General features: G+C 73.2%; 14 protein-coding genes. 10 read left to right on the top strand and 4 right to left on the bottom strand.

Going from position 1 to position 14857, the window contains the following annotated elements:
• Window positions 1–235: 235 nt before the first annotated feature.
• Window positions 236–2200 carry an acetate--CoA ligase gene (gene acs, locus V6U79_RS07075; RefSeq protein ID WP_334530779.1) on the bottom strand — a complete coding sequence of 655 codons (1965 nt, stop codon included), beginning with the start codon at window positions 2198–2200 and terminating at the stop codon, window positions 236–238.
• Window positions 2201–2409: 209 nt separating this feature from the next.
• Here acs and V6U79_RS07070 point away from each other — a divergent pair, with 209 nt between their 5' ends.
• Window positions 2410–3156 carry a Fic family protein gene (locus tag V6U79_RS07070; RefSeq protein ID WP_334613991.1) on the top strand — a complete coding sequence of 249 codons (747 nt, stop codon included), beginning with the start codon at window positions 2410–2412 and terminating at the stop codon, window positions 3154–3156.
• Between the two features lie 66 nt (window positions 3157–3222).
• Here the strand turns inward: V6U79_RS07070 and V6U79_RS07065 are convergent, their stop codons facing one another.
• Complete coding sequence (locus tag V6U79_RS07065; RefSeq protein WP_334530785.1) at window positions 3223–4026, bottom strand: HAD family hydrolase; 804 nt, start codon at window positions 4024–4026, stop codon at window positions 3223–3225.
• 598 nt (window positions 4027–4624) lie between these two features.
• Here V6U79_RS07065 and V6U79_RS07060 point away from each other — a divergent pair.
• Together V6U79_RS07060 and V6U79_RS07055 are read left to right on the top strand one after the other, a co-directional pair.
• Window positions 4625–4981, top strand: a complete 357-nt coding sequence (locus tag V6U79_RS07060) for a PadR family transcriptional regulator (protein ID WP_334530787.1) — start codon at window positions 4625–4627, stop codon at window positions 4979–4981.
• Window positions 4978–5892, top strand: a complete 915-nt coding sequence (locus tag V6U79_RS07055; protein ID WP_334613990.1) for a hypothetical protein — start codon at window positions 4978–4980, stop codon at window positions 5890–5892. Before V6U79_RS07060 ends, V6U79_RS07055 begins: the two co-directional genes overlap by 4 nt.
• 1170 nt (window positions 5893–7062) lie before the next feature.
• Here V6U79_RS07055 and V6U79_RS07050 read toward each other — a convergent pair.
• On the bottom strand, window positions 7063–8214 hold the full coding sequence (locus V6U79_RS07050; protein ID WP_334614161.1) for an ice-binding family protein: 1152 nt from the start codon (window positions 8212–8214) through the stop codon (window positions 7063–7065).
• A 662-nt stretch (window positions 8215–8876) separates the two neighbouring features.
• Here V6U79_RS07050 and ssd point away from each other — a divergent pair.
• The 7 genes from ssd to V6U79_RS07015 all read left to right on the top strand — a co-directional run bounded on the left by ssd (window position 8877) and on the right by V6U79_RS07015 (window position 14042).
• Window positions 8877–9932: a septum site-determining protein Ssd gene (gene ssd, locus V6U79_RS07045; protein WP_334614159.1), complete on the top strand. Its 1056-nt coding sequence runs from the start codon at window positions 8877–8879 to the stop codon at window positions 9930–9932.
• Window positions 9929–11140 carry a TadA family conjugal transfer-associated ATPase gene (locus V6U79_RS07040; protein WP_334613989.1) on the top strand — a complete coding sequence of 404 codons (1212 nt, stop codon included), beginning with the start codon at window positions 9929–9931 and terminating at the stop codon, window positions 11138–11140. Before ssd ends, V6U79_RS07040 begins: the two co-directional genes overlap by 4 nt.
• Before the next feature lie 434 nt (window positions 11141–11574).
• On the top strand, window positions 11575–12345 hold the full coding sequence (locus V6U79_RS07035; RefSeq protein WP_334613988.1) for a hypothetical protein: 771 nt from the start codon (window positions 11575–11577) through the stop codon (window positions 12343–12345).
• Entirely contained in the window at window positions 12345–13094 is a 750-nt protein-coding gene (locus tag V6U79_RS07030; protein ID WP_334613987.1) for a type II secretion system F family protein, read from the top strand. Before V6U79_RS07035 ends, V6U79_RS07030 begins: the two co-directional genes overlap by 1 nt.
• A gap of 23 nt (window positions 13095–13117) precedes the next feature.
• The gene (locus V6U79_RS07025) at window positions 13118–13285 is read left to right on the top strand and encodes a DUF4244 domain-containing protein (RefSeq protein ID WP_120727603.1); all 168 of its coding nucleotides are present in this window, start codon (window positions 13118–13120) and stop codon (window positions 13283–13285) included.
• Window positions 13282–13650, top strand: a complete 369-nt coding sequence (locus tag V6U79_RS07020; protein WP_334530804.1) for a TadE family type IV pilus minor pilin — start codon at window positions 13282–13284, stop codon at window positions 13648–13650. Before V6U79_RS07025 ends, V6U79_RS07020 begins: the two co-directional genes overlap by 4 nt.
• Window positions 13647–14042 carry an Rv3654c family TadE-like protein gene (locus tag V6U79_RS07015; RefSeq protein WP_334613986.1) on the top strand — a complete coding sequence of 132 codons (396 nt, stop codon included), beginning with the start codon at window positions 13647–13649 and terminating at the stop codon, window positions 14040–14042. The genes V6U79_RS07020 and V6U79_RS07015 overlap by 4 nt, the downstream gene beginning before the upstream one ends.
• A gap of 191 nt (window positions 14043–14233) precedes the next feature.
• On the opposite strand, the gene V6U79_RS07010 is transcribed toward V6U79_RS07015, so the two are convergent.
• Window positions 14234–14812: an LURP-one-related family protein gene (locus V6U79_RS07010; RefSeq protein WP_334530809.1), complete on the bottom strand. Its 579-nt coding sequence runs from the start codon at window positions 14810–14812 to the stop codon at window positions 14234–14236.
• Window positions 14813–14857: the final 45 nt, after the last annotated feature.

The raw sequence follows: 14857 nt of genomic DNA, 5'->3' as shown, positions 1-14857 counted from the left end.
CGGGCCGGCGCCTGTCATCGATGTGACCTCCATCGAACCGGTCCGACCTGCGTGAACATAAATCAGAAAGAAGATGAACGACAGGGCTGGGCGTCTCCTGTGACCGATCAGCTTCTCCCGGCTCCCCCGACCGACCGATGTGACGGCGCTCGCTCGCCCCGGTCAGCACCCGTCAGAAACGACGGTGGGTGACGGTCCACGCGGACCGTCACCCACCTCGATGTACGCCCTGGCGTCAGTCCTCGTCGGACTTCCCGCCACCCATCCCCGAGGAGATCATCTCCATCACCGAGGAGTCCTGGAGGGTGGTGACGTCGCCCAGCGAGCGGTTCTCCGCCACGTCCCGCAGCAGGCGGCGCATGATCTTGCCGGAGCGGGTCTTCGGCAGCTCCGGCACCAGCATGATCTGCCGGGGCTTGGCGATCGGGCCGAGCGTCTTCGCGACATGGTCGCGCAGCTCGGTGATGAGCTTCTCGCCCGCCTCACCCGCGGTGTCGGTGGTGCCGCGCGGGATGGCGAAGGCGACGATCGCCTGGCCGGTGGTGGGGTCGGTGGCGCCGACCACCGCCGCCTCAGCCACCGACGGGTGCGACACCAGCGCCGACTCCACCTCCGTGGTGGAGATGTTGTGCCCGGACACCAGCATCACGTCGTCCACCCGGCCCAGCAGCCAGATGTGCCCGTCGTCGTCCTTCTTCGCCCCGTCGCCGGCGAAGTACATTCCCGGGAACCGGGACCAGTACGTCTCGATGAACCGGTCGTCGTCACCCCAGATGGTGCGCAGCATCGACGGCCACGGCTCACGCAGCACCAGGTAGCCACCGCCGCCGTTCGGCACCGAGTTGCCCTGGTCGTCCACCACGTCGGCGCTGATGCCCGGCAGCGGGGTCATCGCGGAACCCGGCTTCGCCTCGGTCACGCCGGGCAGCGGCGAGATCATCATGGCGCCGGTCTCGGTCTGCCACCAGGTGTCCACGATCGGCAGCTCGCCCCCGCCGACGTGCTGCCTGTACCACATCCAGGCCTCCGGGTTGATCGGCTCACCGACGCTGCCCAGCAGCCGCAGCGAGGCCAGGTCGTACCCGGCGGGGATGTCATCGCCCCACTTCATCATGGTGCGGATCAGGGTGGGGGCGGTGTACAGGATGGTCACCCCGTACCGGTCGACGATCTCCCAGAACCGGCCCTTGTGCGGGGTGTCCGGGGTGCCCTCGTACATGACCTGGGTGGCGCCGTTGGCCAGCGGGCCGTACACGATGTAGGAGTGCCCGGTGACCCAGCCGATGTCGGCGGTGCACCAGTAGACGTCCGACTCCGGCTTGAGGTCGAACACGGCGTGCGTCGTCCACGCCGCCTGGGTCAGGTAACCGCCGGTGGTGTGCAGGATGCCCTTCGGCCGGGCCGTGGTGCCGCTGGTGTAGAGGATGAAGAGCGGGTGCTCGGCGTCGAACGGCTGCGCGGCGTGCTCGACCGCCGCGGTCTCCACCGTCTCGTGCCACCAGTGGTCCTTCGCCGACCAGGCGACGTCCTCACCGGTGCGGCGGACCACCAGCACGTGCTCGACGGACGGGCAGTTCGCCACCGCCTCGTCCACCGTCGGCTTCAGCGCCGACGGCTTGCCCCGCCGGTAGCCACCGTCGGCGGTGATCACCAACTTGGCGCTGGCGTCCTGGATCCGGTTGGTCAGCGCGTCGGCGGAGAAGCCGCCGAAGACCACGCTGTGGGTGGCGCCGATCCGGGCGCAGGCCAGCATCGCGACCGCGGCCTCCGGAATCATCGGCATATAGATCGCCACCCGGTCACCGGCGGTCACGCCCAGCTCGGTCAGCGCGTTCGCCGCCTGACAGGTCAGCCGGTGCAGGTCGGCGTAGGTGAGCGTGCGGGTGTCGCCCGGCTCGCCCTCCCAGTGGATCGCCACCTTGTCACCGCGGCCGGCCTCCACGTGCCGGTCCAGGCAGTTGTACGCCACGTTGAGCTGCCCGCCGACGAACCACTTCGCGAACGGCGGGTTCGACCAGTCGAGCACCTGGTCCCACTGCTTCGCCCAGGCCAACCGCCCGGCCTGCCGCTCCCAGAAGGCCAGCCGGTCCTCGGCGGCCTCGGCGTACGCGTCGGCGGTGACGTTGGCCTCCGCGGCGAGTGCGGCCGGGGGCGGGAACTGGCGCGTCTCGTTCAGCAGATTGGCCAATGCCTCGCTCATGCGGTGACTCCTTCTCGCGTGGCCTGCGTCTCCTACCGGGCTGAGGTTAGTCCCGGCTCCCGGCGCCCGCGAGAGCCCCCGCAGCCGGCGCGCGCCCAGCGGCCCACGCCACGCGCCCGACGGCTCCGCGCGCCCCGGAGTCGGTGGTCCGGGTCGCCTCGGGGGCGGGTGCGGGTCGGCGGGGACACCCGGGTCGCTAGCGTGACGGGGTGACCACCGATCCGCTCGCGCCGCTGCTCGCGCTCGCCGACATCGCCCCCGCCGTCGAACGGGCCCGCGAGCGGGTCGACGAGGCCATGCGGCACCGCGCGTTGCGCCGGCACGGCGGCCAGGTCGCGGCCGAGGTCAGCCTCCGCTCCGCGGTGGCCAGCGCCGCCCTCGAGGGGTACGACCACGAGCGCGAGGCGGTCCGCGCCGGCACGGTCACCGAACCCGTGGTGCAGGGGGCGCTGCGGGTCGCCGGGGCGCTGCCCGGCCTCACCGAGCTCTGGCCGAAGGCGCCCCGCCAGGCCCTCGCGAAGCTGCACGTGCTCGCCGCCCGCGACGCCGTGCCCGAGTCCGAGCTGGGCCGGCCGGTGACCGACCCGGTCGTCGCCGCCCGGCTGGACGGGCTGGCCGGGCTGGTCGCCGGCGGCACGAACGTCCCCCCGCTGGTGCTGGCCGCCGTCGTCCACGGGGAGCTGCTGAACCTGCGCCCGTTCGCCGGGCCGTCGGGCGTGGTGGCCCGGGCCGCCGCCCGGCTGGTGCTGATGTCGCGCGGCTTCGACCCGCGTGGCCTGGTCGCCGTCGACGTCGCCCACCGTGAGCGGGAACCGGAGTACGTCGGCTCGGCCGGCGCCTTCGCCACCGGCACCCCGGACGGGCTGCGCTCCTGGCTGCGGCACTACATGACGGCCGTCGAGGTCGGCGCCGACCAGCTCACCGTGATCGGCGACGAGGTGCTCGCCAGCTCCTGACGACGGTCCTGCCCCTCGGCGCGGCGGCGCGTCGGGGACGGGAGAGGGCGGGTCGGCCCGGCCCGCTCAGACCACCGGGGCGATCTTGGTGCGGCGGTGCCGGCCGTACCAGGCGATGCCGATGGCGACACCGACGCCGACGCCCAGCGCCGCCGCGGCGACCGGCACGGCCGGACGTTCGCGCAGCCGTCGGCCCAGCGGGATCGGGTGCCGGAACTCCAGCACCGGCCAGGCGTTCTCCGCCGCGAGCCTGCGCAGCGCCCGGTCCGGGTTGACCACGGTGGGATGCCCGACGCACTCCAGCAGCGGGCGGTCGCTGTACGAGTCGGAGTAGGCGTACGAGTCGGCGAGGTCGTACCCCCGGGCGGTGGCCAGCTCGCTCACCGCCTCCACCTTGCTCGAGCCGGCGGCGTAGAACTCCACCGCGCCGCTGTAGCGGCCGTCCTCCACCGCCATCCGGGTGGCGATCACGTCGGTCACGCCCAGCAGTTCGCCGATCGGGCGGACCATCTCCTCGCCGGAGGCGGAGACCAGCACGACGTCCCGCCCGGCCGCCTGGTGCTCCTCGATCAGGGCGGCGGCTTCGGCGTACACGTAGGGGTTGATCAGCTCGTGCAGGGTCTCCGCGACGATCTGGCGGACCTGTTCCACCTGCCAGCCCTTGCAGAGCGTGGCCAGGTAGTCCCGGGTCCGGGCCATGGTCTGCTCGTCGGTGCCGCCCAGCCGGAACATCAGCTGCGCGTACGCCGACTTGACGACGTCACGCCGTGTGATCAGCCCGTCCCGGTAGAACGGCCGACCGAACGCCAGGGCGCTCGACTTGGCGATGACGGTCTTGTCCAGATCGAAGAAAGCGGCACTTCGGCCCACGGCGCGAAAGTCTAGCCCGATGGTCTATCGTCGGCGGGTGCCCGGGGTCACCACCACCTCCGATCGGTCTCCCGGGCCAACGACACCCCTGAGCAACGTGACGGCCGTCACACGCTGCAATCACAAATTCGCGGTGAGTGGGCTCGGCACCACTCGACGTGAACACTCCGCTCGGGCATGCTTGTCCTTACGACGCGTGTTCATGTCTCGGACCGCTGACAGACCCTCGACGGTCGCACCCCCCGTGACCGCCGAGTTGGTTCGGCTCAACCCCCCCGGAGCCGAACCTCCCGACGACCCCCGTCTCCCCCCGACGGGGGTCGTCCCTTTGGGGCTGAGCGCTTCGACGCGGGTCTTGGCCTTGCCCTGCCGCGACGAATCCACAGAGCGCCAACGCCGTGACGCTGACCAGCTCAAGCACCGTTCCGACCAGCATCGGCGACATGGCCGCGACACGAACTGCCAAGGCGCCGCCAACCGGGAGCGTCCACAGGGCTCGCGCCCGGCTTCGAGCGACCAACGTCATTCAACCGGCGTAGCCGCCGCCGCGCACATCGAGTCTTGACCTATGCGTCGATCATCTGCTTATGTCGACGACATGACCAAGCCCTTCGCGTCGATGCGCGAACCCACCTACTTCATCTTGGCCGCGTTGCAGGACGAACCCTTGCACGGCTACGCGATCGTCAAGCGGGCGCAGGAGTTGTCCGACGGGCGGGTGCGCCTCACGACGGGCACCCTCTACGCCGCTCTGGACCGGCTCACCGGTGAAGAGATGGTGCGGGTGGCCGAGGAGGCGGTGGTCAACGGCCGTGCCCGCCGCACCTACGAGCTGACCCAGCGAGGTATGTCGGCGCTGCGTGCGGAAGCCGAGCGGATGGCTGCGGCGGCGAGCGTCGTTCGTGACCGTTCCGTCCGCTCGACGGCTGCGGCGGGTTGGGTGGTGCCGGCATGACCGAGCTGGAGCGCCGTTACCGGTGGCTACTGCGGGCCTACCCCCGCGCCTACCGGCAGTATCGCGCCGACGAGATGCTCGAAACCCTGCTCGCCACGGCTGACCAGCGGCGGCGGCCGGACCTTCGAGAAGCGGCGGCGCTCGTGGTCGGAGGGCTACGCGCCCGCACCGGTGTTGACCGTCTCGGCTCGCGATCGGCGCTGGGACACTCCGCGCTGCGACTGTCCGCGCTGTCCCTGCTCGTGTACGGCATGACGCTCTGGGCCGGAGGTCCGATCTCCTTCCTGGTGACCATGCTGTCGGAGGGCCCGTACAAGCCCGACACATGGTGGTTCATCGTCATTCCGGCGCTGCTGACCATCGCGCTTTTCGCTGCGGCGTGGGGCAGCTACCGGCTGGCATCCGCTGCGGCGATCTTGACCCTGGTCGCGCAACATTGGTCGGCAAATTGGTGGGACCAAACGTCCTGGTTCTGGTCGATTCATAGCCTCCAGCACGCGATTGTTCCCAAGTCCTGGCCGGCGCTGCTGGCTTCGCTGGCCTTGCTGCGACTGCTCCGCGCACCCCGAACGCGCGTGACCAAACCGTGGGCCTGGCCCGTCCTCGGGGCACTGGCAGTCGTCGCTCTGACGCCGAGCCCGATCAACGGCTGGTCGGACGCACCACTGATGTCCCTGTACGCGTTCGCCGCACTGGCCGTCATCACCGCGCCCATCGATGCACGGATGCCCATCGTCGCCACGGTGCTTCTCCTGGTGCCAGCTTTGGCGCAAGCCACCTACCAGCTCTACTTCAAACAAGCAGGGTGGGAACTAGGAACCTCCATCACCACGATCCTCATCCTCGCGGCGGTCATGGTGATCACGCTTGCAGCCGGCACAATCGCAGGCCGCCGCCAAGCCCGCATGTAGACATGGGAGCGCCCCGCCACCACTTCTCGCAGAGAACGGCGGGGCGCACCTGTCGCGCCGATAACTCGGATCGCCCCTCCTGCCACCTGCAGATTCATTGGTTCGTCGGAGATAGGGCCCGACGGCTATTGTCTTCCGCCTGGTCGCCACAAAACGAGCCGCCGTCAGGTCGGACCCAAAGATCGGACACCCCGATCTTGTCGTCCTGCCGACTGTTCGGAACTACCGCGACTTCTCGGCGACGCCAACCACAGGCCACCAGCCGCAGCCGTCAGCAACATCACGACCACGGCGGGTGCCAAGGAGCGCCAGACGGAGAACGCTGTACAGCTCGAATCGCCTCACCGTCCCACTTCCAATGCAGCGAGACTTCAACCAGCAACAGCTTCGAACCCTGGCGGTCTGCCAGCGGAGCCGGTCACCGTCAGGAAGCGAGGCAGCAAGAAGGCAGCGCGAACCTCGATGCAGGTCGGCCTCGGATGCCAATCGACGAGGTCCGGCGCCTGCTCGTCGGCGCGGGCCGTCGCCAGTTGGCAGCAGTCGACAACTAAGACCGCATCCCCCGGTGGGCCGTCCCCTTGTGGGTTGAGCGTTCCGACGCAGGTCACTGCCACTCTGCAGAGTGTGCGTACAGCGATTGAGCTTCCCACTCGGTGCGCCGGCCGCTGCCGCCACGACTGACGCCCGGCGGCTGGCGCGGGAAGCGGAAGCCCGAAGGGCCGTCGCAGAACAGCCGGACGTTGATCGGTTTTGTGGGCCGGCAGTCCGCCGCGGCGCGCGGCCAGAAGCCACGCGGCGCAGGGGAGGGACACACCGGCCGCGTCGGTGAGCTGCCGGCGGTCGCGGGGTTGCGGTTGGTGGGCCTTGGGGCGCTCCGGCCCCCAGGAGGGCCGGGGCTCCGTCGGCGGGTCACGGCCCGTGAGTGGTTGCGATAGGCCATCCCGCTGCCATCGATCCGGGGGAGCCGAGCACGCCACCGCCCGGCCCGCCGGCGTCCGAACCTGTATCAGGTCCGCTGACGTGGCGGGCCGGGCTGCGGCCTGCTCCCCAAGAGGGTGGGTTGACGGCGGCATCGGGATGGCAGGTTGCCGTTGCGTGGTGCTCACGGCAGTTCAACAGCCTTCGCCTTGCGCCGCTCGCTCCCCAGTCGCGCTCCCTTGGGGCCTCCGATCAGGACTGGTGTGCGCGACGACGCCGGGAGAGGAAGAACATGAGCCCGCCGAGGGCGACCATGACGCTTCCCGTCCCCGTCATCGCCGGGACCAGGCCGCTACCGGTCACCGGCAGGATTCCGGGTTTGTCGTCGGGACTTCCTGGGGCACCGGGCGCGCCGGGGCCGCCTGGGGCGCCGGGACTGCCGGGGGCTCCGGGGGCGCCGGGACTGCCTGGGGCCCCGGGAGCGCCTGGAGCGCCGGGACTGCCTGGGGCGCCGGGGCTGCCGGGGGCGCCGGGGCTGCCGGGGGCGCCGGGGCTGCCTGGGGCCCCGGGACTGCCGGGGGCGCCTGGGGCACCGGGACTGCCTGGAGCGCCGGGGGCACCGGGACTGCCTGGAGCGCCTGGAGCGCCGGGACTGCCTGGGGCGCCGGGACTGCCTGGGGCGCCGGGGCTGCCGGGGGCGCCGGGACTACCAGGGGGGCCAGTCGGCCCAGGGGGGCCGGTCGGGCCGGGCGGGCCGGTCGGCCCAGGGGGGCCGGTCGGGCCAGGCGGACCAGTCGGGCCGGCGCACACAGGTGCGGTGATGACGTTGGTGTCGAGGGTGACGGCGGCGGTTCGAGCCAGCGCACGGCCCTGGAGAGTCGCGCCCGTGGCCATCGTGATCGACGCCTGAGCCATGATGGTGCCCACGAAGGTGGTGTCAGTGCCGATCGTCGCCGAGCTGCCGATCTTCCAGAACACGTTGCAGGGCGAAGCGCCGTTGATGAGGACGACGCTGCTGTTCGACGCCGTGGTCAGCGCGGAGTCGACCTGGAAGATGAACACGGCCTGCGGATTGCCCTGGGCGTTGAGCGTCAACGGCCCGGTCAGCTGTGCTGCCCCGATCCGATAGACCCCGGGGTTGAGGGTGTTGCCGCCGAGTTCCGCGGGAAGAATGGTGAAAGGGGTCCGACCGGCGGCGTCGTTGAAGGCCGTGGTCAGGTCGCTCTGGGCCTGTAGAGCCACCGCGTCGCCCAGGTGGACCTCGCCGCCTATGGTTGCCGTTTCGAAGCCGGAAGCAGTGTTCCCCGGGTACCGCCCGAGGCTCTGGGCCAAGAAGCTTGGGCCGGTGTTGGTGGGCTCGGCCCCGGCGAGGACGGAGAAGTTACCGGCCGTTCCCAGGCCCACCGGGGCTTCCTGGGCATTGGCGGCCGTCGCGTTGAGGACCAGCAAGGTGGCGGCCACGGCGGCAGCCGCGGAAGCCGCGAGCGCCGGCAGGGCGGCCCGCCGAAGGCGATGAACGGATTTAACTTTCACAAAACACCCTCCGTGGGAACTGCTCGCAGGAGGCGTCGCACGTCGCGCCCTGCCCGAAGCGGTCTAAATGGCGCACATTGGCGCGGTGACCACAACACCACCTTTTGTTCGCCGAAGTACCACAAACGGGACAATTTGCAGGGCAAGGACCCCGCCTGTCGCCGTCAAGTGCCGCCGAACGCGAACCTCGCGCGGATCAAGGCGGCGTTGCTCCGTGATCAGCCGGGGGGGGGCACTTCGGAAGCGCTTGCGTAACTGGCAGCTGGCGGGCCGCTTGATGGCCGCGGCATGTCACACACACCGATCTGCCGCGCAAGAGGGCATGCCGCAATTTCGGACACGTCCATAGCAGATCAATCGTCTCCACGAGGGTTTTCCACAGCCGTGCCCGTTGTCCACAGGTACGGCGGTGGGGGCGGCGGACGGTTCCGTCTCCGGCGCAGGGTTTCGGTCAGCACCCCCGAGCCCGACTGCTGGAGGCCGTGATGCCACCCCGTACCACCCTCCCACCGCACCGGCGTCTGCCGTTGGTGGTGACCTCGGACGGTGACCTGCTCGATGAGCTGCTGCGACTGGCCGCAGCGGGCGGCACCGAGGTCGAGCTCGCGGCCGATCCCGTCGCCGCGCGGGCCCGCTGGCTACCCGCACCCCTGGTGCTGGTCGGTTGCGACCAGGCCGAGGCGTGCCTGCGGGCCCGGCTGCCCCGGCGACCGCGGATGGTGCTGGTGGGCCGCTCCGGCCAGCTGGACCCGCGTTGGGAGGTCGCCGAGCTGATCGGCGCCGAGCATGTCGCCACCCTGCCCGCCGCCGAGCCGTGGCTCGTCGACCGGTTCACCGAGTGCGGCCAGCCCGGCCCGCACGCCGGGCCGGGCCGGACCGTCGCGGTGCTCGGCGGCCGGGGCGGTGCCGGTGCCAGCGTCCTCGCCGGCGGGCTCGCGGTCACCGCCGCCCGGGCGCGGCTGCGCACCCTCCTGGTCGACGCCGACCCGCTCGGCGGCGGGCTCGACCTGGTGCTCGGCTGGGAGGAACTGGACGGACTCCGCTGGCCGGCGCTCACCGCCGCGGACGGGCGGGTGGACGCTCCGGCGCTGGTGCGCGCCCTGCCCAGCCGGGGTGACCTGGTGGTGCTCTCCTGGGACCGGGGCGACCTGCTGCCGCTGCCGGCCCAGGCGATGGCCGCCACGGTGGACGCCGCCCGCCGGGGCCGGGACTTCGTGGTGATCGACGTGCCCCGGCAGCTCGACGAGGCCGCCGTGGTCGCGTTGCAGGCCGCCGACCAGGCGTACGTCGTCGTGCCGGCCGAACTGCGGGCCACCGCGGCCGCGGCCCGGGTGGTTGCCGCCGCCGCGCCGCACTGCGCGGCGATGCAAGTGATCGTGCGCGGTCCCGCCCCCGGCCGGTTGAAGGCGACCGAGGTCGCCCGGGCCCTCGGGCTCCCGCTGGCCGGCACGCTGCGACCCGAGCCCGCGCTCTGCCGCGGGCTGGAGCGGGGCGAAGCGCCGGCGGGGGCGGGGCGGGGACCACTCGCCGCGCTGTGCCGGCGGATCGTCACCGAGCTGACCGGCCTGCCCCTGCCGGGTGCGGCGTGACCGCCCGCCCCGACCCGGAGGAGTTCTCCGCCCGGGTCCGGCAACGGATGGCCGGTGCCGACACGCCGGTCACCCCGGCGTCGATCGTCTCCGCGGTACGCGCCGAGCCCGCCGCCGCCGTCCTCGGCGACACCGCCCTGCTGCGGATCGCCGACCGGGTCCGCGACGACCTGGTCGGCGCCGGGCCGCTCGCCCCGCTGCTGGCCGACCCGCGCGTCACCGACGTGCTCGTCAACGGCACCCGGGTCTGGGTCGACCGGGGAGAGGGCCTGCGTCAGGTGGCGGTGCCCCTGGGCACCGTCGACGACGTCCGGCGATTGGCGCAGCGGCTCGCCGCCGGGGCGGGCCGCCGGCTCGACGACGGCTCCCCGTACGCCGACGCGCGGCTGCCGGACGGCACCCGCCTGCACGCCGTGCTGCCGCCGGTGGCGACCGACGGCCCGTACCTCTCCCTGCGCACCTTCCGGCAGCGCCCGTTCACCCTCGACGAGCTGGTACGCCACGGCACCGTCCCGCGTCCCGTGGCCCCGGTGCTGGCCGCGGTGGTGGCGGCCCGGTTGGCGTACCTGGTCACCGGGGGCACCGGGTCGGGCAAGACCACACTGCTCAACACCCTGCTCGGGCTGGTGCCGCCGACCGAGCGGATCGTGCTGGTGGAAGACGCCGCCGAGCTGCACCCGGTGCACCCGCACGTGGTGGGGTTGCAGGCCCGAACCGCCAACGTGGAGGGGGCGGGCGCGGTGGGGCTCAGCGAGCTGGTCCGCCAGGCGTTGCGGATGCGACCGGACCGGCTGGTGGTGGGGGAGTGCCGGGGCGGCGAGGTCGTCGACCTGCTGGCCGCGCTGAACACCGGCCACGACGGTGGCGCCGGCACGCTGCACGCCAACACGCCAGCGGATGTACCGGCCCGGCTGGAGGCGCTCGGCCTGCTCGGCGGGCTTCCCCGGGCCGCGCTGCACGCCCAGGTGACCGCGGCGCTCCAGGTGCTCCTCCAGGTACGCCGCGCACCGCGTGGCCGGGTCCTGGAGTCGATCTGCCTGCTGCTGCCCGAGGGTTCGGAACGGTTGGTCACCGTGGTGCCGGCGTGGATCCGGGGACGGGGCCTGGGACTGGCCGGGCGGGCGCTGGCCACCCTGCTGCGGGACCGTGGCGTGACGGTACCCCCGATTCTCTGTGAGCCCTGGCCCGGCTCGGCGGGGCCGGCATGACGCCCGCGCTGTGGTTCGTGGCGGCGCTCCTGGTCACCGCCGCTACCGTGGTGGCCTGGCCGGTCCGCGACATCCGACGCCGACGCCGCGCCCTCTTCGGAGCCCGCACCGCGGGTGTGCCGGCGCCTCGGACGGCCGACCGGTCCGGGCGGGACGCCACGGCGCCGGACCGGCCGTCCCGCGCCGGACACCGGCCCGGCTCCGGTCCACCGCTGGCCGGCCAACCGGCCCCACCGGCCGGGCACGCTCCGCCGATTCCGGCGACGGCCCGGGAAGGAGCGCGTTCCGCGAGCCGGCGGACGCCTCCCGGCCAGGTGGCAGGTGTCCCGGTGGGCGGCCGGGTCACCGGTCCGGCACCGGGTCGGGAACGGCCCTGCTCGCCTCGGCCGCCCGGCCGGCGGGACTCGCGCCGCCCGGTCGCAACCCTTGATCCGTTGGCCGGCGCCGTCCCGCTCGAGCTCTGGTCGTCCGACCGGCCCGGCGCTGTCCCGATCGAGGTCTCGTCGTCCGGCCGGGCCGACGTGCACCTGCTCGGCGCGCTCGGGCGTCGGCTACCGGCCGCCCTCCGGGCGTGGACGTCGTATTCGGCATTCGGGGCGGTGATGGCCGCACACCGGGTTCGCGCCCTGGTCCTCGTCGGGGTGGTCGCTGGGCTGCTCGGCGCCACCACCGCCGGGCCGGTCGGTGGGGCCGTGCTCGCCGGGTACGGCGTCCTCGGGGCGCGGGCCGCGCTCGGCCGGCGGGCCGGACGGCTCGCGCTGCGGGAGCGACGCCGTCGCCTGGACCAGCTCAGCGCGCTCGCCGCCGACCTGCGAGCCGGCCGGCCCATCCCGACGCTGTCGACCGGCGACGTCGGCGACGGGGACCGGTTCATCCGGTTGACCCGGGCCGCCGTGCGGCTCGCCGACCGGACCGGTGCGCCGCTGGCCGAGCTCCTGGAGCGGATCGAGGCCGATGCCCGATCGCTGGACCGCGGGCTCGCCGCCGCGTCCGCTCAAGCGGCCGGGGCACGAGCCACCGCGCTGCTGCTCGCCGCGTTGCCGCTGGGCGGGATCGGCCTGGGCTACGGCATCGGCGCGGACCCGCTCTCCGTACTGCTGCACACCCCGCTGGGGGCCGCCTGCGCCGTGACGGCGGTGGGGCTGCAGGTCGTCGGGCTGCTCTGGGCCGAGCGACTCGGCCGCCCACCGGTGGGTGGCGGCTGATGTCCCGGCAGGCACTGGCCGTCGGCTGCCTGGTCGCCGCGGCGTTACTGGTGATCCTGTTCCGTGGTTCGGGGAGCCGTCCGGTCGAGCGGTTGCGCGGGCTGGGCACCGGGCAGGTCGGCGTGCCGGTGGCCGGGCGTGCCCACCCACCCTGGTGGCCGGACCGGACCCGCCTCGGTGCGGGCCTGGCCGGGCTGGCGGTCGCGGTGCTGCTCGGCGGTGCGTCCGGATGCCTCGCCGGAGCGGTCACCGCCCTGGTCGCGGATCCGCTGCTCCGGCGGATCGAACCGAGGGCCGCCCGGGACCGCCGGCTCCGGGAGGCCGCCGACCTTCCGCTCGCCGCCGACCTGTTGGCGGCGGCACTACGCGCCGGTGCGCCGGTGGACCGCGCGGTGCTCGCGGTGACCGACGCGCTCGACGGGCCACTCGCCGAACGACTCGGGCGGATCGGTCGCACCCTGCTGCTCGGCGGAGGCCCGGAGGAGGCGTGGGCCCATCTCGGGTCGGTGCCCGGCGCGGACCGCATGATCACCGCCGCCGTGCGCTCCGCGAACAGTGGTGCCGCCCTCGCCGGGGCGCTGACCAGGGTCGCCGACGATCTGCGGGCCGACCGCTCCACCGCCGCCGAGGCGGCGGCCCGCCGGGCGGGGGTGCTCATCGTGCTGCCGCTGGGGCTCTGCTTCCTCCCGGCCTTCATTCTCGCCGGTCTCGTGCCGGTGATCGTCGCCGTCCTCGGCGGCGTGCTCTGACAACCAACCAGAAAGGAACGGCAATGCGCAGACTCATCGCCCGGCTCCGCGGGGACGCCGGGATGAACACCGCCGAGTACGCCGTCGGCACCCTCGCCGCGGTCGCCTTCGCGGGCATCCTGCTGAAGGTGCTCACCTCCGGCAACGTGCAGTCCGCGTTGACCGCGGTCATCGACCGGGCGCTGAAGTGACATCGCGCCGGCCGGCTGGCCGCGACCGGGGCTCCTTCACCGCCGAGCTGGCGGCCGGCCTGCCGGCGCTGCTCCTGCTCCTGCTCACCGGCCTCACCGCCGTTGACGCGGTCACCACGAAGGCGGCGTGCCTGGACGCCTCCCGGGAGGCGGCGCTCGCCGCCTCCCGGGGCGACAGTGGGACGGCCGCCGGGTCGCGGACCGCACCCACGGGGGCGACCGTCTCGGTCTCGGTGCACGGGGACCGGGTCACCGCGTCGGTGCGAGCACCCGTCCGGGCGCTCGGCGCCCGGCTGCCCCGGATCACGGTTGCGGCCACCGCGGTGGCCGCCGTCGAACCCGGTACGCCGGTGGCGCGGCCGTGACGGACCTGGAGGAGACGCGGGACGCCGGGCGGGCGCGACGGTCGTCCGGTCGCGACCGGGGTGGAGCCACCCTCTGCCTGCTGGCCGCCGGTCTGGTCCTCGTGACGGCCGGTGTCTCCGGCGCGGCGGTCGGCGCCGCCCGGGTCGCGCGGCAGCAGGCTCGGGTCGGCGCCGACTTCGGCGCGCTCGCCGGAGCGGGTCAGGCGTTGCGCGGCGACAGGGTGGCCTGCGCTGCGGCGGGGGCGTTGGCGCGGGCGAACGGCGCCCGCATGACCCGCTGCCGGTTGGACGGCCTCGACGTGCTCGTCACCGTGGAGGTGGCGGTCACCCCTCTGCCGGGACTCCGGCGGGTGGCCACCGCCACCGCCCGCGCCGGCCCCGTCCGCGGGTGAGGGACGTGGACGCCCGTCGTCCATGCGGCCCAGGTGGTGCGCCTCTTGTCTTGTCGCGCCCCCGCGGACGTGTCGGCCCCTGCGGCTGTGCCGCGCCCGGGGGGACGGGTTCGCCCCGTGCCCCCTGAGCGCGGCCCCACCCGGGTCGGCGGTGTGTCGACCCGGGTGCCACCTGTGGCGGCCGGCTGGAATCAGCGGGACTGGAGCGCGTCCAGGCCGATCGCCATGGCGATCACCAGGCGGCGGTCGATCTGAGGGTTCTGCACCTCGACGACGTACCGGTCGCGCAGGCCCCACTTCTTGACCACGGAGAAGAACGGCTGGCCGCCGCCGACGAAGTCGAAGTGGTACGGCAACCAGGACAGCGAGTCGACGAACCGGCGCAGCAGCGCCACCGGCAAGCTCCGCTCCTGCCCGGTGACCTGCGGCAGGCCGGGCTGCTCGACGTGCCAGGTGGAGCGCAGCAGCGACTGGGCGAAGTCCTTGCGGAACGACCCCAGCGAGTTGCCGGCGTGGTCGGTCACGTCGTACGTGGCGCCGAGGTCGAGCCGCTGCCGGGCCTTGAAGCCGAGCAGGGGCTGCTGCTTCGAGTCGTCTGTGTAGAGGGTGACCTGCTCCTTGAAGGCGAGCCGCTTCTGCTGCGCGAACGCGAGCAGCTCGCCTTCGGTGCCGTCCGGCGCCACGGCCCGGACCTCGTACTGGTTGACCATCATCCGGAGCCGCTGCCGGATGTGGAACTGGTGCTGGCTCTGCAAATTGTCGAGCTGCATGGGGATCTCCTCCGAAGGGTGCGCCGGAGTCTCGCACAACCGGCC

The sequence above is a fragment of the Micromonospora psammae genome (assembly GCF_036902725.1).
GTDB lineage: Bacteria > Actinomycetota > Actinomycetes > Mycobacteriales > Micromonosporaceae > Micromonospora.
The sequence above is the reverse complement of the archived record's forward strand: the minus strand, read 5'-3'. Positions and strand labels throughout refer to the sequence as shown.

Bases quoted from the DNA above. Each gene is read 5' to 3' on its own strand.
- V6U79_RS07025 (WP_120727603.1), top strand. From the start codon at position 13,118: ATGCGCAGACTCATCGCCCGGCTCCGCGGGGACGCCGGGATGAACACC.
- V6U79_RS07055 (WP_334613990.1), top strand. From the start codon at position 4,978: ATGACCGAGCTGGAGCGCCGTTACCGGTGGCTACTGCGGGCCTACCCC.
- V6U79_RS07060 (WP_334530787.1), top strand. From the start codon at position 4,625: ATGACCAAGCCCTTCGCGTCGATGCGCGAACCCACCTACTTCATCTTG.
- V6U79_RS07030 (WP_334613987.1), top strand. From the start codon at position 12,345: ATGTCCCGGCAGGCACTGGCCGTCGGCTGCCTGGTCGCCGCGGCGTTA.
- acs (WP_334530779.1), bottom strand. From the start codon at position 2,200: ATGAGCGAGGCATTGGCCAATCTGCTGAACGAGACGCGCCAGTTCCCG.
- V6U79_RS07010 (WP_334530809.1), bottom strand. From the start codon at position 14,812: ATGCAGCTCGACAATTTGCAGAGCCAGCACCAGTTCCACATCCGGCAG.